17 protein-coding genes are annotated in these 24857 nt (G+C 73.7%); 12 read left to right on the top strand and 5 right to left on the bottom strand.

Annotated features, from left to right (window positions below; translation table 11 throughout):
- Window positions 1-44: 44 nt before the first annotated feature.
- The gene (locus ACFZAU_RS35390; RefSeq protein ID WP_500555571.1) at window positions 45-989 is read right to left on the bottom strand and encodes a D-2-hydroxyacid dehydrogenase family protein; all 945 of its coding nucleotides are present in this window, start codon (window positions 987-989) and stop codon (window positions 45-47) included.
- A gap of 99 nt (window positions 990-1088) precedes the next feature.
- On the opposite strand from ACFZAU_RS35390, the gene ACFZAU_RS35395 reads away from it, so the two are divergent.
- On the top strand, window positions 1089-2513 hold the full coding sequence (locus tag ACFZAU_RS35395; RefSeq protein WP_500555572.1) for a sensor histidine kinase: 1425 nt from the start codon (window positions 1089-1091) through the stop codon (window positions 2511-2513).
- A 795-nt stretch (window positions 2514-3308) separates the two neighbouring features.
- Here the strand turns inward: ACFZAU_RS35395 and ACFZAU_RS35400 are convergent.
- The 3 genes from ACFZAU_RS35400 to ACFZAU_RS35410 form a co-directional block, all read right to left on the bottom strand.
- Window positions 3309-4346 (bottom strand): helix-turn-helix domain-containing protein, encoded by a 1038-nt coding sequence (locus ACFZAU_RS35400; RefSeq protein WP_500463344.1) that lies wholly within the window; start codon window positions 4344-4346, stop codon window positions 3309-3311.
- Between the two features lie 75 nt (window positions 4347-4421).
- Window positions 4422-7346 carry a SpoIIE family protein phosphatase gene (locus ACFZAU_RS35405; RefSeq protein ID WP_500555573.1) on the bottom strand — a complete coding sequence of 975 codons (2925 nt, stop codon included), beginning with the start codon at window positions 7344-7346 and terminating at the stop codon, window positions 4422-4424.
- A 58-nt stretch (window positions 7347-7404) separates the two neighbouring features.
- Complete coding sequence (locus ACFZAU_RS35410; RefSeq protein ID WP_500555574.1) at window positions 7405-8133, bottom strand: response regulator transcription factor; 729 nt, start codon at window positions 8131-8133, stop codon at window positions 7405-7407.
- A 258-nt stretch (window positions 8134-8391) separates the two neighbouring features.
- Here ACFZAU_RS35410 and ACFZAU_RS35415 point away from each other — a divergent pair, with 258 nt between their 5' ends.
- The 3 genes from ACFZAU_RS35415 to ACFZAU_RS35425 all read left to right on the top strand — a co-directional run bounded on the left by ACFZAU_RS35415 (window position 8392) and on the right by ACFZAU_RS35425 (window position 11181).
- Window positions 8392-8754: a bifunctional 3-phenylpropionate/cinnamic acid dioxygenase ferredoxin subunit gene (locus tag ACFZAU_RS35415; RefSeq protein ID WP_499603258.1), complete on the top strand. Its 363-nt coding sequence runs from the start codon at window positions 8392-8394 to the stop codon at window positions 8752-8754.
- Complete coding sequence (locus tag ACFZAU_RS35420; protein ID WP_500555575.1) at window positions 8751-9965, top strand: NAD(P)/FAD-dependent oxidoreductase; 1215 nt, start codon at window positions 8751-8753, stop codon at window positions 9963-9965. Before ACFZAU_RS35415 ends, ACFZAU_RS35420 begins: the two co-directional genes overlap by 4 nt.
- 82 nt (window positions 9966-10047) lie before the next feature.
- Window positions 10048-11181: an aromatic ring-hydroxylating oxygenase subunit alpha gene (locus tag ACFZAU_RS35425; protein WP_500555576.1), complete on the top strand. Its 1134-nt coding sequence runs from the start codon at window positions 10048-10050 to the stop codon at window positions 11179-11181.
- Here ACFZAU_RS35425 and ACFZAU_RS35430 read toward each other — a convergent pair.
- The gene (locus tag ACFZAU_RS35430; protein ID WP_500555577.1) at window positions 11169-11966 is read right to left on the bottom strand and encodes an IclR family transcriptional regulator; all 798 of its coding nucleotides are present in this window, start codon (window positions 11964-11966) and stop codon (window positions 11169-11171) included. The genes ACFZAU_RS35425 and ACFZAU_RS35430 overlap by 13 nt on opposite strands.
- A 235-nt stretch (window positions 11967-12201) precedes the next feature.
- Between ACFZAU_RS35430 and betA the strand changes: the two genes are divergently transcribed.
- From betA to ACFZAU_RS35470, 8 genes are all read left to right on the top strand, one after another.
- Complete coding sequence (gene betA / locus ACFZAU_RS35435; RefSeq protein WP_500555578.1) at window positions 12202-13866, top strand: choline dehydrogenase; 1665 nt, start codon at window positions 12202-12204, stop codon at window positions 13864-13866.
- A 140-nt stretch (window positions 13867-14006) separates the two neighbouring features.
- On the top strand, window positions 14007-15476 hold the full coding sequence (locus ACFZAU_RS35440; protein WP_500555579.1) for an aldehyde dehydrogenase family protein: 1470 nt from the start codon (window positions 14007-14009) through the stop codon (window positions 15474-15476).
- 20 nt (window positions 15477-15496) lie between these two features.
- Entirely contained in the window at window positions 15497-16597 is a 1101-nt protein-coding gene (locus ACFZAU_RS35445) for a quaternary amine ABC transporter ATP-binding protein (protein WP_500555580.1), read from the top strand.
- Entirely contained in the window at window positions 16597-18585 is a 1989-nt protein-coding gene (locus ACFZAU_RS35450) for an ABC transporter permease (RefSeq protein WP_500555581.1), read from the top strand. Before ACFZAU_RS35445 ends, ACFZAU_RS35450 begins: the two co-directional genes overlap by 1 nt.
- Before the next feature lie 18 nt (window positions 18586-18603).
- Window positions 18604-19599 carry an ABC transporter substrate-binding protein gene (locus ACFZAU_RS35455; protein WP_500555582.1) on the top strand — a complete coding sequence of 332 codons (996 nt, stop codon included), beginning with the start codon at window positions 18604-18606 and terminating at the stop codon, window positions 19597-19599.
- A gap of 234 nt (window positions 19600-19833) precedes the next feature.
- Complete coding sequence (locus ACFZAU_RS35460) at window positions 19834-22275, top strand: GcvT family protein (RefSeq protein WP_500555583.1); 2442 nt, start codon at window positions 19834-19836, stop codon at window positions 22273-22275.
- Window positions 22276-22335: 60 nt separating this feature from the next.
- Window positions 22336-23622: a serine hydroxymethyltransferase gene (gene glyA / locus ACFZAU_RS35465; RefSeq protein ID WP_500555584.1), complete on the top strand. Its 1287-nt coding sequence runs from the start codon at window positions 22336-22338 to the stop codon at window positions 23620-23622.
- Window positions 23619-24851, top strand: coding sequence for a sarcosine oxidase subunit beta family protein (locus tag ACFZAU_RS35470; RefSeq protein ID WP_500555585.1), 1233 nt, complete (start codon window positions 23619-23621; stop codon window positions 24849-24851). The genes glyA and ACFZAU_RS35470 overlap by 4 nt, the downstream gene beginning before the upstream one ends.
- The last annotated feature ends 6 nt before the right edge of the window (window positions 24852-24857 follow it).

Below are 24857 nucleotides of genomic sequence, written 5' to 3' on the forward strand. Positions count from 1 at the left end.
CCGCGGGAGCCGGGACGCCGGCTCGGCCGGAGAGGTGCCTCCGCTCAGGCCGTGAGCACCCGCAGCGGCGCGCCGTCGCGGAAGGCCGCGACGTCCTCCACCGCCTGCCGGTAGAACACCTCGTACGTCGCCTCCGTGACGTAGCCCAGGTGCGGGGTGAGCAGCGTGCCGGGCAGGGTCCGCAGGACGTCCCCGGCGGGCAGCGGCTCGGTGTCGAACACGTCCAGCGCCGCACCGGCGATCCGCCCCTCGCGCAGTGCCGCGACGAGGGCCCCGGTGTCCACCAGCGGCCCGCGCGAGGTGTTGACCAGCAGCGCCGTGGGCTTCATCCAGCCGAGTTCCTCCGCGCCGACCAGACCCGTGCTGCGCGGGCCGAGCTTGTAGTGCACGGTGACGACGTCGGACCGTGAGAAGAGCTCCCGCTTGCCGACCGCCTGAGCGCCGCACGCGGCGGCGTGCTCCGGGTCGAGGTTGGTGCTCCAGGCCAGGACGCGCATCCCGAAGGCGGTGCCGATCGCGGCGACCCGCGCGCCCAGCCGGCCCAGGCCCACGACGCCGAGCGTCCGGCCGTGCAGGTCGCCGCCGATCGTGTGCTGCCACTCCCCGCGCCGCATCCCGGCCGCCTCCTCGGGGATGTGCCGGACCAGCGACAGGACGAGCCCCCAGGTCAGCTCCGCCGTGGCGTGCGGGACGCTCTCCGTGCCGCACACCGTCACACCGTGCCGGCGGGCCGCGTCCAGGTCGACGGACGCGTTCGCCATCCCCGTCGTCACCAGCAGCCGCAGCGCCGGCAGCGCCGCGAAGCGCTCCTCGGTGAACGGGGTGCGCTCGCGCATGGCGACCACCACGTCGAAGCCCTCCAGCGCCTCGGCCAGCTCGGCCGTACCGGCGAGGTGGTCGTGGCGGAAGACCACCTCCGCGCCCAGCGCGTCCCAGTCGGCGAACCGGTGCGCCGCCTTCTGATAGTCGTCCAGGACGGCGATGCGCATGGTGCGGTCTCCTCGGCTCGATCAGGTCGAACGGACGTGTCCGGGGGCTGTCCTAGTATCGGCTCGGACGGCGGCCGGAACCGAATGAGGGGTGGGCACGTGGAGACACCCGGCAGACGGCGCCGGCTGCGCTGGTGGCCCCGCTCGCTGTACTGGCGCCTCGCACTCGGCTTCCTCGCGATCACCACGATCGGTGTCGCGGCCGCGGACGTCTACGCCGCGCGTGCCCTCGCCGAGGGCCTGCGGAACCGGCTGGACCAGCAGCTCGCCTCCATACGCCAGGACCGCCTCGACGAGCTCGAGACCAGTTCGGACCTCAAGCCGGCCGGGGCGACCGCCGTGGTGCTGCTCACCGACGCCATCGGGAGGGTCGTGCAGCGCGAGTCCGGCGCGATGGTGGAACGGGCCGTGATCCGGCTCTCCAGCGCCGACCTGGAGCGCATGGCGACCGCCGGCCGGGCGGGCGCGGTCGGCCCGGCCCCGATGCGGGCGGTCGTGGAGAAGCTGCCCGACGGGGGCTACCTGGTGATCGCGGAGTCCACCGCGGACGACGCCGCCACCGTGCACAACCTCGTCGTCATCGAGGCGTTCTCCGGTGTGCCGCTGATCGCCGGCGTCGTGCTCGGCGCCCTCTACTTCAGCCGCCGCACCATCTCGCCGCTCAAGGAGATCACCGCCACCGCCCGCCGCTTCGCCGCCGAGGGCGCACCCTCGCAGCGGGTCTCCGCCCCGGTGTCGACCGCGGAGGTGGAGGCGCTGGCCGACGCCGTCAACGCGATGCTCGGCCGCGTCGACGAGGAGTTCAACCGCCGCCGCAAGGCCGAGGAGCAGTTGCGCGACTTCGTCGGCGCCGCCAGCCACGAACTGCGCACCCCGCTCACCGCGATCGGCGGCTACGCGCAGCTGGTGCGCTTCGGCGCCCTCGACGACCCGGCCCGCCTCGACGACGCCATGCGCCGGGTGCAGAACGAGACCCGCAGGATGTCCGCCCTCGTGGACGAGTTGCTGCTGCTCGCCCGCCTCGACCAGGGCCGTCCGCTCGAATGCCGCCCCGTCGACCTGGCCGAACTGTGCGCCGACGCGGTGGCCGACGCCCGCGTCGTCGACCCCGCCCGCCCGGTGACCCTCCTTGTGGAACCCGGGTCCCACATGGTGACCGGCGACCCCGACCGGCTCCGCCAGGTCGTCACCAACCTGCTGGCCAACGTCGCCGCGCACACCGCGCACGACGTCCCCGCAGAGGTGCGGGTCGGCCGCGAGGGCGACGAGCAGATCGTCGACGTCGTCGACGGCGGTCCCGGGATACCCGCGGACCTGCGCGAGCGGGTCTTCGAGCGCTTCTTCCGCGTCGGGGGCGGCCCCGCCCGCCCTGCCCCCGCGGACGACCGCCCCGCCCCCGGCAGCGGCCTGGGCCTGAGCATCGTCGCCGCGATCGCCGCGGCGCACGCCGGGTCGGTACGCGTGGAGCCCTCGGAGTCCGGCGCGTGGTTCCGCGTACGCCTGCCGGCGCTCACGGGGGCATGAGGGCGGCGTTGCCGGGGTCGGTCCGTCGGGCGGATCGCCGACGCGGCGCGGCGTGCCACGGGTACGCGTGCGGATCCCCGGCGCTCACGGCGCCCGGGCCGCGCCGGGTGGCGGAAGTGCGGTGAACCAGCGGCGGTGATCGGCGGCCCGGGCGAGGGCGGTCACTCCTGGCCGGCCGCTCGCCGGCGCGTGATCGCGGAGGCGGTGACGCATGGCGCGGGTCGGCGCCCCGGTCACGGGGTCGTCGGTCAGCGCGGTTGACGTGTCGGGCGAGCGTCGCGAGGGCACCCCCCCCGGCCTCCTACGGGGTGGTCGGCGGGCCCGGTGGCTCGCCGGCGCGTGATCGCGGAGGCGGTGACGCGGGGCGGGTCGGCGCCGCGGTCGCGGGGTCGTCGGTCAGCGCGGTTGACGTGTCGGGCGAGCGTAGCGAGGGCACCCCCCGGCCTCCTGCGGGGTGGTCGGCGGGCCCGGTGGCTCGCCGGCGCGTGATCGCGGAGTCGGTGACGCGGGGGAGGCGGTGACGCAGGACGGGTCGGCGCCGCGGTCGCGGGGTCGTCGGTCAGCGCGGTTGACGTGTCGGGCGAGCGTCGCGAGGGCACCCCCCCGGCCTCCTGCGGGGTGGTCGGCGGGCCCGGTGGCTCGCCGGCGCGTGATCGCGGAAGCGGTGACGCAGGACGGGTCGGCGCCGCGGTCGCGGGGTCGTCGGTCAGCGCGGTTGACGAGCGAGGCGAGCGTCCGAGGGCATCCCCCCGCCCCCCTACAGGGTGGCCGGCGGGGCCGGCCGCGTCGCGGAGCTCATTGGCGCATGATCGCGGCGACGGCGACGGCCGTGCGGAGGACCTGCAGGTCGCGTGGGCCGTCGACGCGGCGGCCGGTCAGCTCCTCGACCCGGCGCAGGCGGCGGTCGAAGAACTTGCGGCGCAGCGTGAGCAGCTCGCACGCCAGGTCGGGGTCGCCGTCGGCGGAGATCACCGCGCGCAGCGTCTCCCGCAGCACACGGTCGTCCAGCACCGGCTGCACCATGCCGACCAGCCGTTGCGCGATGTCGGGCGTCTGCGCGGCCGCGTACTCGACCAGGACGTCGTCCAGCCGGTAGACGCCGGGCCCGAAGCCCAGCGCGTCCACCACCGCGCAGATGTCGTCCACCAGCAGCTGACCGGCCGTCACCTCGTTGTACGGCTTCCAGTCCACGGCGAGCAGGGCCGTCCCGCCGAGGTCCCGGTGGATGCGGGCCGCAAGGTCGAGGGACTCCTCGGGGCGCGGCGAGGGGGTGAGCACGTACGGCCCGCGCCCCGAGGGGAGCACGGCGGTCTCGGGGCCGCCGTGGCCGCGGGCCACCGTCTCGACGTCGGCGAGGGCGCGGCCGGGCGCGCGCAGCGCCATCACGGCGTAGGCGGGCGGGGCGTGGGAGGGGCCGGGGCGCGGTGGTTCCGGGGCCGAGGCGGGGGCCTCCCGCCCGGGCCGGGCGAAGAAGCCCCGGTCCAGCTCCCGGCTCACGCGGCGCCCGGCGTCCGAGAGGCGCCGCGCGAACTCGTCGCGGGAGCGGTCGGCGGCGCCGGCCGCCCCCTGCCCGCTGGAGACCAGGATGTACTCCGTCGTCTCCCGGACGGCGACCCGCAGCGCGCTGACCGGCCGGCCGCGCGCGGCCCAGGCGACCCCCTCGCCGCGGATCCGCGCGGCGGTCTGCTCGCTCCACTGCCCCGAGCCGGAGACGACTTCTATCAGGGCGGCGAACAGCTCCCGCCGCAGCGAGGGCTCGCCTCCGCCGGAGTCGGTGAATCCCAGGTCAAGACAGGAATCCAGGCCCGTGGACACCGGTGCGTGGGTGGTCATGCGCGCAAGCCAAGCACCGGAGTATCAGAGTCACATCAAAGCCCGATCAGAGTTGGCGCAGGGTATCGACGGACGTCACGGCTGGTCCGGGATCGCCTGCTCGGTCCAGATGCACTTGCCGCCGGGGACGTAGCGGGTGCCCCAGCGCTGGCACAGCGCGGCCACCAGCTGCAGTCCGCGGCCGCCCTCGTCGGTGTCGCCGGCGTGCCGGATCCGGGGGGTGCTCAGACTGCCGTCCGACACCTCGCAGACCAGGGTGCGGCTGCGGATCAGCCGCAGGCCGATGGGGCCCTTGGCGTGCCGCACCACGTTGCCGACCAGCTCGCTGGCGATCAGCTCGGTCGTCGTGACCAGTTCGTCCAGGCCCCAGGCGTCCAGCCGGCGGCGGACGTGCTCGCGTGCCTCGCCCGCGGAGAGCGGGTCCTCGGGCAGGGACCAGGTGGCGACGTCGCCCGGCGCCAGGGCGTGCGTGCGGGCGATGAGCAGGGCCGCGTCGTCCCCCGCGTGCTGCTGGTGGGGGTCCAGGGCCGTGGCCACCTCGTCGCAGAGCCTCCCGAGCCGCTCCGCCTCGCCCCTGCGGCCCTCCGCCGGCCGCGTGTGCGCGGCGGCCTGCGCGCCGGTGAGGGCCTTCGCCAGCCCGGCCATGCCGGTGTCGATGTCCCGGCGGGAGGACTCGACCAGGCCGTCGGTGTAGAGCACCAGCAGACTGCCCTCGGGGATCTCCAGCTCCACCGTCGCGAACGGCGGCGTTGCCGCGCCCAGCGGGGCGTCCGGCGAGTGCCCGGCGAAGTGGACGGTGCCGTCGGGCAGCACCAGAGCGGGCGGCGGGTGCCCGGCCCGGGAGAAGGTGCAGGTGTGGTTGGCGGGGTCGTACACGGCGTACAGGCAGGTCGCGTAGAAGTCGTCCCCGAGGTCGCTGACCAGGTCGTTGAGGTGGGCGAGCAGTTCGTCGGGGGGCAGTTCGAGGCCGGCGAGCGTGTGCACCGCGGTGCGCAGCCGCCCCATCGTCACGGCCTCGGAGATCCCGTGCCCCATCACGTCGCCGATGACCAGCGCGACCCGGTCCGCGGAGAGCGGGATGACGTCGTACCAGTCCCCGCCGACCGTCGTCCCCTCGACGGCGGGCAGGTAGCGCGCCGCGGCGCTGACCGCCGGCAGTTCGGGCAGGAGGCGCGGCAGCAGCCCGCGCTGCAGTTCCTGCGCCCGCCCGTGCTCGGCGTCGTAGAGCCGGGCCCGCTCCAGGGCCTGGGCGACCAGTCCGCTGAGCGCGGTCAGCAGGGTGCGCTCCTCCTCGCTGAACGGGCGCGGCTCGGAGAAGGAGACGACGCAGGAGCCGACCGCCTTCCCCGAGACGATCAGCGGGAGGAAGGCCCAGGCGTGCTTCTGGGACCACTCCTGGAAGGCGATCCGGTGCGGGTACGCCTCCCGGAACTCCTTCGCGGAGGTGATGTAGCGGGGCACGCGGTCACGGATGGCGTCGGTGCTGGGGCTGCCCTCGATGAGCCGGGTCCGGCTGAGGCGTTCCATCAGGCCCGGGGGGTAGCCGACGAAGCCCACCACCCGCAGCAGGTCGCCCTCCAACGTCTTGATGATCAGCCCGGTGCCGTCGAACAGCGGCAGCACGCGGTCGGCGACGGCGGCGACGACCTCCCTGACGGTGACGGCCTCGGCGAGCGCGGTGGTGAGCCGGCCGATGTGCGCGGCGCGGTCGGCGGCGGTGCGGGCGGCGTCGGCGCGGGCCTCCTCCGCGAGCCGCCGCTCGGTGACGTCGGTGAGGTAGAGGGTCAGGCCGTCGGGCACGGGCAGGACCCGCAGGTGGTAGCGGCGCCTGCCGCCGTCCCACGCGATGTCCGCGCTGACGGTGTCGCCCTCCGCGGCCCGGTGGCACTGGGCCTCGAGCTCGGAGTCGCGCACCCCGGGCAGGTCCCACAGCACCTCCCCGACCAGGGGCCGCCGGGCCCCGAGCAGGCGTTCGGCCTGCGGGTTGGCGAAGGCTATGCGGCCGTCGTCGTCGACCGCGAGGAAGCCGTCGCTCATGTGGCGCAGGGCCCGGCCGACGGCGTCCGTCGCGACCCGGGTCTCGGTGCTGTCCCAGAGCACACCGGCCAGCCGTACGGCCTTGCCGTCCTCACCGAGCACGCTGCGGCCGCGGGCCTGCACCCAGCGGAAGCTCCCGTCCGGCCGGCGGACCCGGTACTCCCAGGCGAACCCTCCGGCGGCCCGGGCCGCCTCCTCGGCGTCGGCGATCACCCAGGGCAGGTCCTCGGGGTGGACCAGCTCCACCCAGGTCTCCAGGCGCCCGTCGTACATCTGCGGGGACATCCCGAACACGGAGCGGGCGGTCTCGTCGAGGTAGGCCTCTCCGGTGCGGACGTTCCACTCCCAGGTGCCGATGCCCACGTCGGAAGGGGTCTCCCGGGGCCCGGGCCCGGGCCCCGGGCCGCCCTCCGCCAGGCGCCAGCGTTCGCGCGACTCGACGGCCGCCGTCCGGCCCAGCCGCTCCGACACCCACGCCGCGATCGCCCGCAGCAGCCCCCACTCGCCGGGGGTCGGGGGCGCGGCGTCCGCGGTCACCACGGAGAGCGCGCCGAGCGGGCCCTCCGGGCCGGGGAGGGGGACGGCGGCGAGCCCGGATCCGCCGGGCAGCGGGCCGGGGGTCGTCCCCGTGGTGGGCAGCCACACCGGTTCGCCGTCGTTGGTCGCACGGCTGGGCGCGGTGCCGTCCTGCGGGGGGAGGAAGAGCCAGCCCCGGGTGAGGTTCCGGGGCAGACCACTGCTGGCGGCCAGCCGGAGCGGCACTCCGCCCCGGGCCTCCTGCCCGCGCAGGTGGACCAGTCCGCCCAGGCCGTTCAGCGCCGCCACGGCCTGCTGCAGCCCCAGCCGCAGCGCCTCGCGCTCGCCCTGGTCGTCGCCCGAGGACCGCAGCAGCCCGAGCCGCTCCGCTCCCGGCTGCTCGAGCGGCGCTTCAGGCTCCTGGGCGGCGGCTTCGTTGGGGATCATGCCCTCTTCTCGTCGGCTCTTCCTCCGAAAGCCAACATAGCGCCGCGCGCGGGCACCGTCAGCGCGGAGCCGTATCGCCCGCCTGGGCGGCCCTCACCAGGTAGCCCGCCCCGCGTACGGTGCGGATCAGCGACTGATCGGTGTCGCCGAGCTTGCGGCGGAGGTAGTAGATGTAGGTCTCCACGATCCCGGACTCGCCCTGGAAGCCGCAGCTCCACACGGCGTCGAGGATCTGTCCCTTGGAGACCACCCGGTCGGGGTTCTCCAGCAGGAAGCGGAGCAGCGCGAACTCGGTGGCCGAGACCTGGACCGGCCGGCCGTGCCGCCACACCTCGTGGGTGTCCGCGTCGAGCTCGACCCAGCCCGCGCGCAGCCGGCGCCCGGCGGGCTCGGGGGCCCGGCCCCGGCGCAGCAGGGCGTTCACCCGGGCCGCGACCTCGTTGATGTCGAAGGGCTTGGTGACGTAGTCGTCGCCGCCCAGCGCCAGGCCCCTGATCTTGTCCTCGACCGCGTCCCGGGCCGTGAGGAAGAGGACGGGCGCGTCGACCCGGGCGGCGCGGAGCCTGCGGCACACCTCGAAGCCGTCGAGGTCGGGAAGCCCCACGTCGAGCAGGATCACGTCGGCCGCGCGCTCGGCGGCCGCGCTCACCGCCTCCTCGCCGGTGCCGGCCGTGACGACGTCGAAGCCCAGGAACTGCAGCGCCATCGCGAGCATCGAGGCGATGCTCGCCTCGTCCTCCACGACCAGCACACGGGGCGGCTGCTGGGCCGAAACGGTCACGTTCATGCCGTGGGTCACTTCCTCCGGGCCGGATTCCGGCCGTTGTCATGCAGAAGAGGAACGGATTATGTCATTCGGTGGAACCCGGACACCCCCTGTGACCGAATCGCGACGGTCCCGCCGCCGGCACCCCGCGAGCGGCGGATGATCCCCCGTCAGGTGCGGCGTCCGGGTCTCCGGGCGATGCCTTGACAGGGGTGGGGGGCAGCTCCACACTGATGTTGCGTCAATCGCAATCCGTTCCGCCATACGCACCGAGGTGTCATGATGATTCCCGTGTGCCGGCTCGCGGACCTCCCGCGTGGCGAGGCCTTCCGGCTCGAAACCGACCCGCCCGTCGCGGTGTTCCACACCGAGGAGGGCGAGCTCTACGCCGTCGACGACACCTGCACCCACCAGGACGCGTCGCTCGCCGACGGCTGGCTGGAGGGCTGCGAGGTCGAATGCCCGCTGCACGCCTCGAAGTTCGACCTGCGGACCGGTGCGGTGGACGCGCCCCCGGCCCGGCGGCCCGTGCGGACCCACGAGGTCGTGGTCGAGGACGGCACGATCCACGTACGGCTGTCGCCGGCCGTCCCGGGGCCGCCGTCGTGCGCGGCCGGCCGGCCCGCCGGGGGAGCCGGGTGAGGACGGTCCTCGTGGTCGGCGCCTCGCTGGCGGGGCTGTCGGCCGCGCGGGCGCTGCGTGCCCGGGGGTTCGACGGGCGGCTGGTGGTCGTGGGCGAGGAGCCGCACCGGCCGTACGACCGGCCGCCGCTGTCGAAGGAGTTCCTCGCGGGACGGGCCGAGGAGCCGGCGCTGGTGCTGGAGGCGGACGGGGAGGACCTGGGGGCCGAATGGCTGCTCGGCGCACGGGCCGTGGCGCTCGCCCCGGGCGCCCGCGGCGTCCGGCTCGCGGACGGCCGCTCCGTCACCGCGGACGGCGTCGTCATCGCCACCGGGGCGGCGGCCCGTACGCTGCCCGGCGCGGCGGCCGGATCCGGGGTGCACACGCTGCGCACCCTCGACGACGCCCGGGCGCTGCGGGCCGACCTGGCACGCGGCGGGCGGCTCGTCGTCATCGGCGGGGGCTTCATCGGGGCCGAGGTCGCCTCGACCGCTTACGCCCTCGGCCTCGACGTCACTGTCGTCGAGGCCGCGCCCACCCCGCTGTCGGGGCCGCTCGGCGAGACGATGGGCGGCGTCGTGTCCGGCCTCCACGCGGACCACGGCGTACGGCTGTTGTGCGGCACGGGGGTGCGCGGGACCGAGACGGACGGCGGAGGGCGGGTGGCGGCCGTCGTCCTGGCCGACGGCCGCAGGCTCCCCGCGGACACCGTGGTCGCCGGGATCGGGGCCCGCCCGTGCGTGGACTGGCTCGCCGGGTCCGGGATCCGGCTCGGCGACGGAGTCCTCTGCGGCGCGGACGGCCGGACGAGCCTGCCGGGCGTCGTCGCCGTCGGCGACTGCGCCGCCTGGTACGACCCGGCCGCCGGGGCGCACCACCGCGTGGAGCACTGGACGGCGGCGCTGGAGCGCCCGGCCACCGCCGTCGCCGCGCTGCTCCAGGGTGGCCCGGGCGGCGCGGGTGGCGTGGGTGGCCCGGGTGGCCCGGGCGGCTCGGGCGGTCAACGGGCGCCCCGGCCGCCGTACTTCTGGTCCGACCAGTACGGCGTGCGCATCCAGTTCACGGGCCGCGCCGCGGGGGCCGACTCGGTGACGGTCGAGGAGGGCGCGCCCGAAGGGCGCGACGTGCTCGCCGTCTACCGCAGGGGTGGTGTGCCGGTGGCCGTGCTGGGGATGAACCGGCCCCGGTCGTTCACCCGTTGGCGCAAGCGGCTGGCCGCCCTCACGTCTTGACAGCACCGTACCGGCGCCACATGCTGCAGTTGCGCAGTGCACACTCCGTTGCTCATTACACAACGTCCTGCAAGGAGTGCCCGTGACCCCGACCGGCCTGCCGGACAGCCTGATCGCCACCCTCCCCGGCTCCTACTACACGGACCCGGGGATCTTCGCCCAGGAGCAGGAGCGCATCTTCGAGGCGATGTGGTTCTGCGTGGCGCGCTCCTCCGAACTCGGCAGGCCGGGCGCCTTCAGGACGGTGGACGTCGGCCGCGAGAGCATCCTGGTCACCCGCTCCCGCGACCACGCGGTGCGGGCCTTCCACAACGTGTGCCGGCACCGCGGCGCCCGGCTGCTCACCGAGGAGGGCGGCGAGGTCAGACGGGCGTTCCAATGCCCGTACCACGCCTGGACGTACGACCTGGACGGCCGGCTCGTGGCGGCCCCCAACCTCACCAAGATGCCGGACGTGGGTCGCACCGAGTTCGGGCTCGTCCCCGTGCACGTCCGCGAATGGCTGGGCTACGTGTGGGTCTGCCTGGCCGAGGACCCGCCCTCCTTCGAGGAGCAGGTGGTCGCCGAGGTCGTGACCAGGCTCGGGGACGTGGCGTCCCTGGAGCGCTACGGCATCGAGGACCTGAGGGTCGGCCGGCGGATCGTCTACGACGTCCGGGCCAACTGGAAGCTCATCGTCGAGAACTTCATGGAGTGCTACCACTGCGCCACGATCCACCCCGAACTGACCGAGGTGCTGCCGGAGTTCGCCGACGGCTACGCCGCGCAGTACTACGTCGGCCACGGCGCCGAGTTCGGTGCGGACGTCGAGGGCTTCACGGTGGACGGCTCGCCCGGCCTGGCGCGTATACCCGGGGTCTCCGCGGACCAGGACCGCCGCTACTACGCGATCACCGTCAAACCCCAGGTCTTTGTCAACCTGGTGCCGGACCACGTGATCCTGCACCGCATGTACCCGCTCGCGGTGGACCGCACGGTCGTCGAGTGCGACTGGCTCTACCTGGAGGAGGTCGTCGCCGAGGGCAGGGACCTCAGCCGCTCGGTCGAGCTCTTCGACCGGGTCAACCGCCAGGACTTCGAGGCCTGCGAGCGCTGCCAGCCCGCGATGTCCTCCCGGCTCTACGCCAAGGGCGGGGTCCTGGTCCCGAGCGAGCACCACATCGCCGGCTTCCACGACTGGGTGCACGGACGCCTCGGCACGGCTCAGCCCAGGTAGCCCATGCGGTGGCTGATCTCGGCCGCCCCGGCGACCAGCAGCGGCGCGAGTTCGCGCATGCGCTCCTGGGTGAAGCGGTACGAGGGGCCGGAGGCGCTGACGGCGGCGATGACCTCGCCGTCGCGCGAGCGGACGGGGGCGGCCATCGCGTGCAGGCCGATCTCCAGTTCCTCCAGCGTGACGGCGTACCCGCGCTCCCGGGCCCCGGCGAGGTCCTTCTCCAGCTTCGTCCGCGAGGTGAGGGTGTGCGGGGTCAGCTTCTCCAGGCCCGCGTCCGTGAGGAGTTCCGCGCGCCGCCCCGCCGGGAGGTGGGCGAGCAGGACCTTGCCGCTGGAGGTCGCGTGCAACGGGGTCAGCTGGCCGACCCAGTTGTGCGCGGTGACCGCCGCCGGTCCCCGCACCTGGTACAGGTTGATCGCGAAGTGCTTCTCCATCACGGCGATGTTGACGGTCTCGCCGATCTCCTCAGCGAGCCGCTCGCACACCGGCCGGCCCTGCTGCGTGATGTCGATGCGGCCGGTCACCGCGCCGGCCAGCCGTACGATGCCGAAGCCGAGCCGGTACTTGCCGCGTTCGCCCGCCTGCTCCACCAGGCCGCGTGCCTCCAGCGCGCCGAGCAGCCGGAACGCCGTCGACTTGTGGACCTCGATCTCGGCGGCGACCTCGCTCACGCCGGCCTCGCCGCGCCGCGCCAGGATCTCCAGCACGCTGATCGCCCGGTCGACGGACTGGACGCCGCCCGGCTGTGCACCGCTTGTTTCGGTATCTGCACTGAAGTTGCTCACAGCGAAACTATACGCGCGGTAAACAACGACGCGCCGATCCCCCGGACAGGGGCCGGGGGCGACCCCAATCCGCCATCGGGCGGGGCAAGTTGCGCCGTTCGCAACCTGGTGCGCATAGCGGCACCGTACTAGCATGCTGCGCCAGTCGACCTGTCGACCGCGCGACCGAGGCACGCCGGGCAGTCGGGACGAGTGAGACGAGTGAGACGAATGAGACGAATGAGGCGAGGCTGACATGGCTCCCGATCAGTACGACTTCGTCATCGTCGGCGGGGGCTCCGCCGGCTGCGCCCTCGCGAACCGGCTCTCCGCCGACCCCGCCAACCGCGTGCTGGTCCTGGAAGCCGGCCGTCCGGACTACCCCTGGGACGTCTTCATCCACATGCCGGCCGCGCTCACCTTCCCCATCGGCAGCCGCTTCTACGACTGGGGCTACGAGTCGGAGCCCGAACCCCACATGGGCGGGCGGCGGATCTACCACGCCCGCGGCAAGGTCCTCGGCGGCTCCAGCAGCATCAACGGCATGATCTTCCAGCGCGGCAACCCCATGGACTACGAGCGCTGGGCGAAGGACCCCGGCATGGAGCACTGGGACCACGCCCACTGCCTGCCGTACTTCCGGCGCATGGAGAACTGCCTCGCCGCCGAAGCCGACGACGCGTTCCGCGGCCACGACGGCCCGCTCGTCCTGGAGCGCGGGCCCGCCTCCAGCCCGCTCTTCCCCGCCTTCCTCGAGGCCGTCCAGCAGGCGGGCCACCGGCTCACCGACGACGTCAACGGCTACCGCCAGGAGGGCTTCGCGCCCTTCGACCGCAACGTCCACCGCGGGCGCCGGCTCTCGGCCGCCCGGGCCTACCTGGACCCGGTGCGCCGCCGCCCCAACCTGACGGTACGGACCCGGACCCTGGTCACCCGGGTCCTGTTCGAGGGCAAGCGCGCCGTCGGCGTGGAGTACGAGCGGCGCAGGGGCGTCCGCGAGCAGGTGCGCGCCCGCGAGGTCGTGCTGTGCGGCGGCGCGGTCAACTCGCCCCAGCTGCTGCAGCTTTCCGGGGTCGGCGACGCCACGCGGCTGTCGGCGCTCGGCATCGACGTCGTCCACGACCTGCCCGGCGTCGGCGAGAACCTCCAGGACCACCTGGAGGTCTACGTCCAGTACGCCTGTACCCGGCCGGTCTCCATGCAGCCGTACCTGGCCAAGTGGCGGTACCCCTTCATCGGGCTGCAGTGGCTCTTCCGCAGGGGCCCCGCCGCCACCAACCACTTCGAGGCCGGGGGCTTCGCGCGCAGCAACGAGGACGTGGACTACCCCAACCTGATGTTCCACTTCCTGCCCATCGCCGTGCGCTACGACGGCTCCGCCCCGGCCGGCGGCCACGGCTACCAGGTGCACGTGGGGCCGATGTACTCCGACGCCCGCGGCTCGGTGCGGATCAGGAGCACGGACCCGCGCGAGAAGCCCGCGCTGCGCTTCAACTACCTCTCCACCGAGCAGGACCGCCGCGAGTGGGTGGAGGCGGTGCGCGTCGCCCGGGACATCCTCGGCCAGCCCGCGCTCGCCCCCTTCAACGGCGGCGAGGTCTCGCCCGGTCCCGGCGTCGAGACCGACGAGGAGATCCTGGCGTGGGTCGCCAAGGAGGGCGAGACCGCCCTCCACCCGTCCTGCACCTGCCGGATGGGCACCGACGAGATGGCCGTGGTCGACCCGGCGAGCATGCGCGTGCACGGCACGGAAGGGCTCCGGGTGGTCGACGCGTCCGTGATGCCCTACGTGACCAACGGCAACATCTACGCGCCCGTGATGATGATCGCCGAGAAGGCGGCCGATCTGATCCTCGGCCGTGAACCGCTGCCGCCCTCGAGGACGCGGTACTACCGGCACCGCGACGTGCCCGCCAACTGACCCGACAGGCCGCCCCGTTCACGTGGTCACGTTGTGCCGTACACGCCGTGAGACCCCTTGACGGCCGGTGGCCGGTCGGACAGGGTGTTCCACCACAAGCAATTCGATGCGCTATGTGCAACGAAGCGAGGACTCCGCGCGTGGCAGACCTGTACCTGGACGGAGAGTGGCGCGAAGCGGCGGCCGGAGGCCGCCGGGAGATCCGCTGCCCCGCCGACGGAGCCCTGGTCGCCACGGTCTCCGAGGCGACCCGCGCCGACGCGGACGCCGCGGTCGCCGCCGCCCGCGCCGCCTTCGACCACGGCCCCTGGCCGCGCACCCCGGAACGCGAGCGCGGCGCCCTCCTGCTGCGCACCGCGGACATCCTGGAACGGGACGCCAAGGACGTCGCCCGCGCCGAATCCCGGGACACCGGCAAGCGGCTCGTGGAGAGCGAGTACGACGTCGCCGACGTCGTCGCCTGCCTGCGCCACTACGGCGGCGTCGCGGGGACCTCCGCCGGACGGGTGGTGGACACCGGCCGCGACGACGCCGTCAGCCGCGTGGAGTACGAGCCGGTCGGCGTCTGCGCCCTGATCACCCCCTGGAACTACCCGCTGCTGCAGGCCTCCTGGAAGGTCGCGCCCGCCCTCGTCGCCGGCAACACCTTCGTCCTCAAGCCCAGCGAGCTGACCCCCTCCACCTCCGTGCTGCTGATGCGGGCCCTGGAGGAGGCCGGACTCCCGGCGGGCGCCGGCAACCTCGTCCTCGGTGCGGGGCCCGGGGCCGGCGCCCCGCTCGCCGAACACCCCGGCGTCGACATGGTCTCCTTCACCGGCGGCCTGGGGACCGGCAGACGCGTGATGGCCGCGGCGGCCGCCACGGTCAAGAGGGTCGCCCTGGAACTCGGCGGCAAGAACCCCAACGTGGTCTTCGCCGACGCCGACTTCGAGACGGCCGTGGACTTCGCGCTCACGGCCGTCTTCCTGCACTCCGGCCAGGTCTGCTCCGCCGGGGCCCGGCTGATCGTGCAGGACACCGTGCACGACGCCTTCGTCGACGAGCTCGTACGGCGCGCCTCGGCCATCCGCCTGGGCGGCCCCTTCGACCCCGCGGCCGAGACCGGCCCGCTGATCTCCGCCGCGCACCGCGACAAGGTGGAGGCGTACGTCGCCGCCGGGATCGCCGAGGGCGCCGTGCTGCGCTGCGGCGGCACCCGACCGGCGGACCCGGCGCTCCAGGACGGCTTCTACTACCCGCCGACCGTGCTCGACGACTGCGACCAGGGCATGCGCGTCGTCCACGAGGAGTCCTTCGGGCCCGTACTGACCGTCGAGCGCTTCACGGACGAGGACGACGCCGTACGCATCGCCAACGACACCGAGTACGGCCTCGCCGGCGCCGTCTGGACGCGGGACGCCGGCCGCGCGCAGCGGGTCGCCCGCCGGCTGCGCCACGGCACCGTGTGGATCAACGACTACCACCCCTACGTGCCCCAGGCGGAATGGGGTGGCTTCGGGCACTCGGGCGTGGGCAGGGAACTGGGACCGACCGGCCTGGACGAGTACCGCGAGCCCAAGCACATCTGGCAGAACATCCGACCCAGGCCGCAGCACTGGTTCCGCGGCTGACCGCCGAAGAGAGGCCCACCGTGACCCCAGCACCGACCGACGTGCCGCAGCGGCGCGGCCCGTCCCACGACGAGGACCAGGGCCGGGACCGGGACGCGGTCATCTCCGTGCGCGGGCTGTGGAAGGTGTTCGGGCCGAAGGCCGACAGGGTCCCGGGGTCGCCGGAGCTGTGCGGGCTCGGCCGCCGCGAACTGATGGAACGCACCGGCTGCACCGCGGCCGTGCGCGAGGTCGGCTTCGACGTCGCGCCCGGCGAGGTCTTCGTCGTGATGGGCCTGTCCGGCTCCGGCAAGTCGACGCTGGTGCGCTGCCTGACCCGGCTCGTCGAACCCACCGTGGGCGGCATCGTGCTGGAGGGCGAGGACATCCGCGCCGCCGACGCCAGACGGCTGCGCGAACTGCGGCGCAACCGGTTCTCCATGGTCTTCCAGCACTTCGGCCTGCTGCCGCACCGCCGGGTCGTCGACAACGTCGCCTACGGCCTGGAGATCCGCGGCATGGGCAGGGCCGAGCGCACGAAGCGGGCCCTGGAGGTCGTCGAACTGGTGGGCCTGGCGGGCTACGAGAACTCCTACCCCGACCAGCTCTCCGGCGGCATGCAGCAGCGCGTCGGCCTGGCCCGGGCATTGGCCCAGGACCCCGGCATCCTCTTCTTCGACGAGCCGTTCTCCGCGCTCGACCCGCTGATCCGCCGCGACATGCAGAACGAGGTCATCCGCCTCCACCGCGAGGTCGGCAAGACGATGGTCTTCATCACCCACGACCTGTCCGAGGCCCTCAAGCTCGGCGACCGCATCCTCATCATGCGCGACGGCCGGACGGTGCAGTGCGGCACGGGCGACGAACTGGTCGGCGCCCCCGCCGACGACTACGTGCGCGAGTTCGTCAAGGACGTGCCGCGGGCCGACGTCCTGACGCTCCGCTGGATCATGCGCGACCCCCGGCCCGACGACGCCCTCGACGGCCCCGAGCTCGGCCCCGGCGTCGTCGTGCGCGAGGCGACGCGGGCCGTGCTCGCCGCCGAGAAACCGGTCAGGGTGGTCGAGGACGGACGGCTGCTGGGCGTCGTCGGCGACGAGGAGATCCTCGCCGTCGTCGCGGGCGCGGAAGGCGGCGCGTGATGGCCGTCGTCGCCTCCGGGACGCGGGAGCGGCCCGCGCCCGTCCGGTTGCGCCGGCCGGCCGTGGTGGCGGGCATCGTCGTGCTGTGGCTGGTGCTCTTCGCGCTGCTGCGCGGCCGGCACACGCTGGCCCTCGCGGCCGCCGATCTGACCTCGTTGCACCGCTGGTTCAACGACGTCAACGACACCATCGGCGCGGACCGCAACAGCAACCCGCTGTTCCTCTACTTCTTCAACGAGATCCGGCTGGTCATCGACACCTTGGTGACCTTCGTGCAGACCCTGGTCTCACAGCCGCCCGACGGCCGCCCGGTGCCGCAGATCGGCTGGCTCGGCGTCGTCGCGATCGCCGGCTACGTCTCCTGGGCGCTGGGCAACTGGCGGGTGGCGCTGCTGGCCGTGGCGGGCTTCACCTTCCTCGGGCTGCAGGGCCTGTGGCAGGAGAGCATGGACACCCTGGCGCTCACGCTGGCGGCGGTGCTGGTGGCGCTGCTGTTCGGCATCCCGCTGGGGGTGTGGGCCGGGCTGTCGTCGCGGGCCGCCCGGGTCGTGACACCGGTGCTCGACTTCATGCAGACCATGCCGACCTTCGTCTACCTGGCCCCGCTCACCCTCTTCTTCCTCATCGGGCCCGCCTCCGCCACCATCGCCACGCTCGTCTACGCGGCGCCGCCCGCCGTCCGCATCACCGCGCACGCGATCCGCTCGGTCCCGGCGACCACCGTGGAGGCGGCCCAGTCGCTGGGGTCCACCAGGGCGCAGACGCTCACCAAGGTGCTGCTGCCGATGTCCCGGCGCACGGTGGTGATGGGCGTCAACCAGACCATCATGGCCGCCCTGTCCATGGTGACCATCGCGGCCCTCATCGACGCGCCCGGGCTCGGCAAGACCGTCGTCCAGGCCCTGCAGTCGCTCGACGTCGGCACCGCCTTCAACGCCGGGCTCGCCATCGTCGTCATGGCCATCGTCCTGGACCGGGTGACCACCGCGGCCGCCGCCGGGACGGAACGGGCCCAGCGCTCCGGCGGGACGCCGCGCCGGTGGCGGGGGCCGCTGCTCGGCGCGGGCGCGGTCGCCGCGGCCGTCGCGGCCTGGCTGTCCCACACCTACGTCTGGGCCGCGGAGTTCCCCGGCGAGGGCGGGACGGGCCGCGCCCTGGCGAGCGCCGCCGACACCGTGACCACCTGGGCGCAGGACCATCTGTCCGGGATCACGGGCGGCATCCGCGACGTGCTCACCACGGCCCTGCTCAACCCCTTCCAGACCCTGCTCACCGACTCCCCCTGGTGGCTCACCGGCCTGGTGCTGGTGGCGCTGGGCACCGTACTCGGCGGCTACGGCGCCGGCGCCACCGCCGCGGTGTGCGTGGGGCTGCTGGTGGGCACCGGACTGTGGCAGGACGCGATGACCACGCTGGCCTCGACCGTCGTGGCAACGCTGCTGGTGATGCTGCTCGGCGTCACGGTGGGCGTGTGGATGGGCCGCAGCGCGCTCGCCGACCGGATCGTCCGGCCCGGCCTGGACGCGGCACAGGTCATGCCGCCCTTCGTCTACCTCGTGCCCTTCCTCGCGCTGTTCGGCGCGAGCCGCTTCACCGCGATCGTCGCGGCCGTCGTCTACGCCGCGCCCGTGACGATGAAGATCGTCGCGGACGGCGTGCGCGGCGTGCCGGAGACGACCGTGGAGGCGGCGACGGCCGCCGGGTCCGGCACCTGGCAGCTCGTCACCAAGGTCCAGCTGCCGATGTCGCGCGCCGCCCTGGTGCTCGCGACCAACCAGGGCCTGATCTACGTCCTGTCGATGGTCGTGGTGGGCGGCCTGGTCGGCGCGGGCGCCCTCGGCTACGACGTGGTGGCCGGCTTCTCGCAGGGCGAGCTCTACGGCAAGGGGCTGGCGGCGGGTCTCGCCATCGTCTTGCTCGGCGTGATGTTCGACCGGATCACCCAGGCCGCGGCCGGGCGCACCAGCAGGGTGCCCGGCGGGCGCTAGGCAGGAGGCGGAAGACACATGACAACACACCTGACGGCGGCCGGCCGGTCCACGCGCGGGCGTGCCGGGGCGGCCACGGCCGCGGCCCTGGCGCTCGGCCTCGTCCTGGCCGGCTGCGGCGGAGCCAAGGTCGGCGGGTCGGAGGCCGGTTCCGGCGGCTCCTCCGGCGCGTGCGGCACCTTCAACCTGGCGGTCAACCCGTGGGTCGGCTACGAGGCGGACGCGGCCGTCGTGGCGTACGTCGCCGAGGAGGAACTGGGCTGCACGGTCAAGAAGAAGGACCTCAAGGAGGAGATCGCCTGGCAGGGCTTCGGCACCGGCGAGGTCGACGCGATCCTGGAGAACTGGGGCCACGACGACCTGAAGAAGAAGTACGTCGAGCAGCAGAAGACCGCCGTCGAGGCCGGCCCGACCGGCAACAAGGGCGTGATCGGCTGGTACGTGCCGCCGTGGCTGGCGAAGGAGCACCCGGACATCACGAACTGGGAGAACCTCGACAAGTACGCCGACAGGTTCCGCACCTCGGAGTCCGGCGGCAAGGGCCAGCTCCTGGACGGTGACCCGTCGTACGTCACCAATGACGCGGCCCTGGTGAAGAACCTCAAGCTGGACTTCAAGGTCGTCTACGCGGGCAGCGAGACCGCGCTGATCCAGGCCTTCCGGCAGGCCGAGGCCAAGAAGCAGTGGCTGCTCGGCTACTTCTACGAGCCGCAGTGGTTCCTGTCGGAGGTCCCGCTCGCCAAGGTCGAGCTGCCGCCGTACGAGGCCGGCTGCGACGCCGACGCGGAGAAGGTGGCCTGCGACTACCCGGTCTACGACCTGGACAAGATCGTCAGCAAGAAGTTCGCGGCTTCCGGCAGCCCGGCCTACGACCTGGTGAAGAACTTCAACTGGACCAACGAGGACCAGAACCTCGTCGCCAAGTACATCGCCGTGGACAAGATGACGCCCGAGGCCGCCGCCGAGAAGTGGGTGAAGGCGAACCCCGGCAAGGTCGACGCCTGGATCAAGTAGCGCCGCGCCCCACCCCCTCGTCGTGCACCGACCCGTGCCCGGCGGGCTGCTCCGACAGCCCGCCGGGCACCGTCGTTCCCCGGCCCCCGCCCTCCCCTCCGGGGGCCTGCGCGAGGGCCTGCGCGCGGCCTTCTCCCGCCCCTGGCGGGCCTCTTGACACCCTCTCCGGCGCCCGGCACATTGAGTTGCGCGACCTGAATCATGTTGCGCTGACAGCAACTGGGAGGTGTGGCGATGACGGGACCCCGCGTGGTCATCATCGGAGCGGGTGTCGTGGGGGCGGCGCTGGCCGACGAACTGTCCTCGGCCGGCTGGACCGACGTCACGGTCGTCGACCAGGGACCGCTCCCCGCCACCGGCGGCTCCTCGTCCCACGCGCCGGGTCTGGTCTTCCAGGCCAACCCCTCCAAGACGATGACCGAACTCGCCCGCTACACCGTCGAGAAGCTTTGTTCCCTCGACGTCGACGGACGGCCCTGCTTCCTCCAGGTCGGCGGCCTGGAGGTGGCCACCACCCCCGAGCGCCTCGCCGAACTGCACCGCAGGCACGGCTGGCTGACGTCGTGGGGCGTCGAGGGCCGGGTCGTCGGACCCGAGGAGTGCGTCGCGCTCCACCCCCTGCTGGACCGCCGGCGCGTCCTCGGCGGGCTGTTCGTCCCCACCGACGGCCTGGCCAAGGCCGTCCTCGCCGTCGAGGCGCAGACCCGGCGCGCCGCCGCGCGCGGCGTCCGCTTCCTGGAACGCCACGAAGTCCTCGCCGTCACGCAGGACCAGGGCCGCGTCACCGGGGTCGTCACGGACCGCGGCGGCGAACTCGCGGCCGACGTCGTCGTCTGCTGCGCCGGCATCTGGGGTCCCCGGATCGCGCGGATGGCGGGCATGGAGCTGCCGCTCACCCCGCTCGCCCACCAGTTCGCCTGGACCGGTCCGGTGCCCGCGCTGGCCGGCCAGGGCGCCGAGGCCGTCCGCCCGATCCTGCGCCACCAGGACGCCGACCTCTACTACCGCGACCGCCACGACCGGATCGGCATCGGCTCCTACGGCCACCGCCCCATGCCGGTCGCCGCCGACGAGATCGCCGCGTACGGCGAGACGGATGGGATGCCGTCCGTCATGGCCTTCACCGAGGACGACTTCGCCGACGCCTGGACCGAGACCCGGTCCCTGCTCCCCGCCACCCGCGAGGCCAAGGTCGAGGAGGGCATCAACGGCCTGTTCTCCTTCACCACCGACGGCATGCCGCTGCTCGGCGAGTCACCGGGGGTGAAGGGGTTCTGGGTCGCCGAGGCCGTCTGGGTCACCCACTCGGCCGGCGTCGGCCGGGCGATGGCCGAATGGCTGGTGGACGGCCACTGCTCGTCCTTCGACCTCCACGAATGCGACGTCAACCGCTTCGAGCCGCACCAGCTCGCCCCGGACTACGTGCTCGCCCGCGGCTGCCGCAACTTCGCCGAGGTCTACGACATCGTCCACCCGCTGCAGCCCACCGGCGCCCCCCGCCCGATCCGCACCAGTCCCTTCCACCCCCGCCAGCGGGAACTGGGGGCGTTCTTCCTGGAGGCGAACGGCTGGGAGCGTCCGCAGTGGTACGAGGCCAACGCCGCGCTCGTGGAGGGCCGTTCCCTCCCCACCCCGGACGCGTGGGCGGCCCGCCACTGGTCGCCGGTCGTGGGCGCGGAGGCCCAGGCCACCCGGGAGTCCGTCGCCCTGTACGACATGACGGCGCTCAAGCGCCTGGAGGTCACCGGGCGCGGCGCCGCCGCCTTCCTGCAGCGTCTCACCACCGGCAATGTCGACAAGTCGGTGGGGTCGGTGACGTACACCCTGCTGCTGGACCACGACGGCGGCATCCGCAGCGACATCACGGTGGCCCGCCTCGGCCCCGACCTCTTCCAGGTCGGCGTCAACGGCGGCCTCGACCTCGACTGGTTCACCCGGCGGCTGCCCGGCGACGGCACCGCCGCGGTCCGCGACGTCACCGCGGGCACCTGCTGCATCGGCCTGTGGGGACCGCTCGCCCGCGAGGTCCTGCAGCCGCTCGCCGACGCCGACTTCTCCAACGAGGGCCTGAAGTACTTCCGCGCCAAGCGGGCGCACGTCGGGTCCGTGCCCGTCACGGCGATGCGGCTGTCCTACGTCGGCGAACTCGGCTGGGAGCTGTACACCACGGCGGACCTGGGCCTGAAGCTCTGGGACACCCTGCTGTCCGCGGCCCGGCCGCTGGGCGGCGTCCCCGCCGGGCGCGGGGCCTTTAACAGCCTGCGCCTGGAGAAGGGCTACCGTTCCTTCGGCACCGACATGACCTTCGAGCACGACCCGTACGAGGCCGGCCTCGCCTTCGCCGTCAAGGAGGACAAGGACGACTTCACCGGCAAGGCCGCGCTCGCCCGGCGCCGGGAGCAGGTGCGGCGCAAGCTCACCTGCCTGACCGTCGACGACCCGCACGCGACGGTGATGGGCAAGGAGCCCGTGTACGACGGCGACCGGCCCGTCGGCTACGTCACCAGCGCCGCCTACGGCTACACCATCGGCAAGGGCATCGCCTACGCGTGGCTGCCGGCGGAGCTCTCCGTGCCCGGGCGCGCCCTCGACATCGCGTACTTCGACCGGCGCGTGGCGGCGCGGGTCGCCGCGGAGCCGCTGTTCGACCCCGCCATGACCCGCCTCCGCGGCTGACGCCCCGCGGACGGCACCACGCGAGACCTCCGACGCCGCCGCTGAGAGGAAGCCCCGCGCATGAACCCGCTCACCGCCCGCCTGTCCGAGCTCGACCCCGAGGTGCACGCGGCGCTCCGCGCCGAGCTGGACCGCCAGCGCTCCACCCTGGAGATGATCGCCTCGGAGAACTTCGCGCCCGCCGCCGTCATGGAGGCCCAGGGCTCCGTCCTCACCAACAAGTACGCCGAGGGCTACCCCGGCCGCCGCTACTACGGCGGCTGCGAGCACGTCGACGTCACCGAGCGGCTCGCCGTCGACCGCGTCAAGGCCCTCTTCGGCGCCGCATACGCCAACGTCCAGCCGCACTCCGGCGCGCAGGCCAACACCGCGGTGCTCTTCGCCCTGCTGCGGCCCGGCGACACCGTGCTCGGGCTCGACCTCGCGCACGGCGGCCACCTCACCCACGGGATGCGGCTCAACTACTCCGGCAAGATGCTCGACGTCGTCCCGTACCACGTCTCGGCGACGGACCACCGGGTCGACATGGACGAGGTCGAGCGGCTCGCCAAGGAGCACCGGCCGAAGATGATCATCGCGGGCTGGTCGGCGTACCCCCGGCAGCTGGACTTCGCGGCGTTCCGCCGCATCGCCGACGAGGTGGGGGCGCTGCTCCTGGTCGACATGGCGCACTTCGCGGGCCTGGTCGCCGCCGGGCTGCACCCGAACCCCGTCCCGTACGCCCACGTCACCACCACGACCACCCACAAGACGCTCGGCGGCCCGCGCGGGGGAGTGATCCTCACCGATGACGCGGACCTCGCCAGGAAGCTGAACTCGGCGGTCTTCCCCGGCATGCAGGGTGGTCCGCTGGAGCACGTGATCGCCGCCAAGGCGGTGTCCTTCAAGGTCGCCGCGGGGGAGGAGTTCAGGGAACGCCAGGTCCGCACCCTGGCCGGTGCCCGCCTCCTCGCCGAGCGCCTGACGCGGGAGGACACCGCCCGGGCGGGCGTGTCCGTGCTCACCGGGGGCACCGACGTGCACCTCGTCCTCGTCGACCTGCGGGCCTCCGCGCTCGACGGCCGGCAGGCCGAGGACCTGCTGCACTCCGTGGGCATCACCGTCAACCGCAACGCGGTGCCCTTCGACCCGCGCCCGCCCATGGTCACCTCGGGGCTGCGGATCGGCACGCCCGCGCTGGCCACCCGCGGCTTCACCGAGGACGACTTCGCCCAGGTCGCCGACGTCGTGGCGCTCGCCCTGCGCCCGGGGCCCGACCTGTCCGCGCTGCGTGCCCGTACCGAGGCCCTGGCCGCCGCGCACCCGCTCTACCCGCACCTGCCGCAGGACGGAGACGACGCCCGATGACCCCCTGCACCCCGGGTGCCGCGCTTCCCGAGCACCCGGACTTCCTCTGGCGCACGCCCGAACCCAGACGCGGCTACGAGGTGGTCGTCGTCGGGGCGGGCGGCCACGGTCTGGCCACCGCGCACTACCTGGCGCGCGAGCACGGCATCACCGACGTCGCCGTGCTGGAGAAGGGCTGGCTCGCGGGCGGCAACATGGCCCGCAACACCACGATCATCCGCTCCAACTACCTCTGGGACGAGAGCGCCGGCATCTACGAGCACGCCCTGAAGCTGTGGGAGGGCCTGGAGGAGGAGCTGGACTACCCGATCCTCTTCTCCCAGCGCGGGGTCCTGAACCTCGCCCACAGCCTCCAGGACGTGCGCGAGGGCGTCCGCCGGGTCGAGGCCAACCTGCTGTGCGGCGTCGACGCGCAGTGGCTGGACCCCGGTCAGGTGGCCGAGGTCTGCCCGATCGTCAACACCTCCCCGGACGTCCGCTACCCGGTGCTGGGCGCGACCTACCAGCCGCGGGCGGGCATCGCCAAGCACGACCACGTCGCCTGGGGCCTGGCCCGCTCGGCCGACGCGGCCGGTATCGACCTCGTCCAGAACTGCGAGGTGACCGGCATCGACGTCCATGACGGCCGGGTCACCGGCGTACGGACGAACCTCGGGCCCATCGCCGCGGGCAAGGTGGCGCTCTGCGCGGCAGGACACTCCTCGGTGCTCGCGCGGATGGCCGGATTCGACCTCCCCCTGCAGAGCCACCCGCTGCAGGCGCTGGTGAGCGAACTGCTGGAACCCGTGCACCCCACGGTCGTCATGTCCAACGCGGTGCACGTGTACGTGAGCCAGGCCCACAAGGGCGAACTCGTCATGGGCGCGGGCATCGACGCCTACAACTCCTACACCCAGCGGGGCGCGTTCCACGTCGTCGAGCGGCAGATGGCCGCCGCGCTGGAACTCTTCCCGGTCTTCGCCCGCGCCCACCTGCTGCGCACCTGGGGCGGCATCGTCGACGTCAGCCCGGACGCGTCGCCGATCGTCGGACTCACCCCGGTGCGCGGCCTCTACCTCAACTGCGGCTGGGGGACCGGGGGGTTCAAGGCCACACCGGGCGTGGGACAGGTCTACGCGCACACCATCGCCCACGACGCCCCGCACGCCCTGGCCGAGCCCTTCTCGCTCGAACGATTCACCACCGGCGCGCTCGTCGACGAGCACGGCGCGGCCGCGGTCGCCCACTGAGGAGCC

Origin of the sequence: Streptomyces sp. NPDC008238 (assembly GCF_042956445.1) — a bacterium.
Classification (GTDB): Bacteria; Actinomycetota; Actinomycetes; order Streptomycetales; family Streptomycetaceae; genus Actinacidiphila.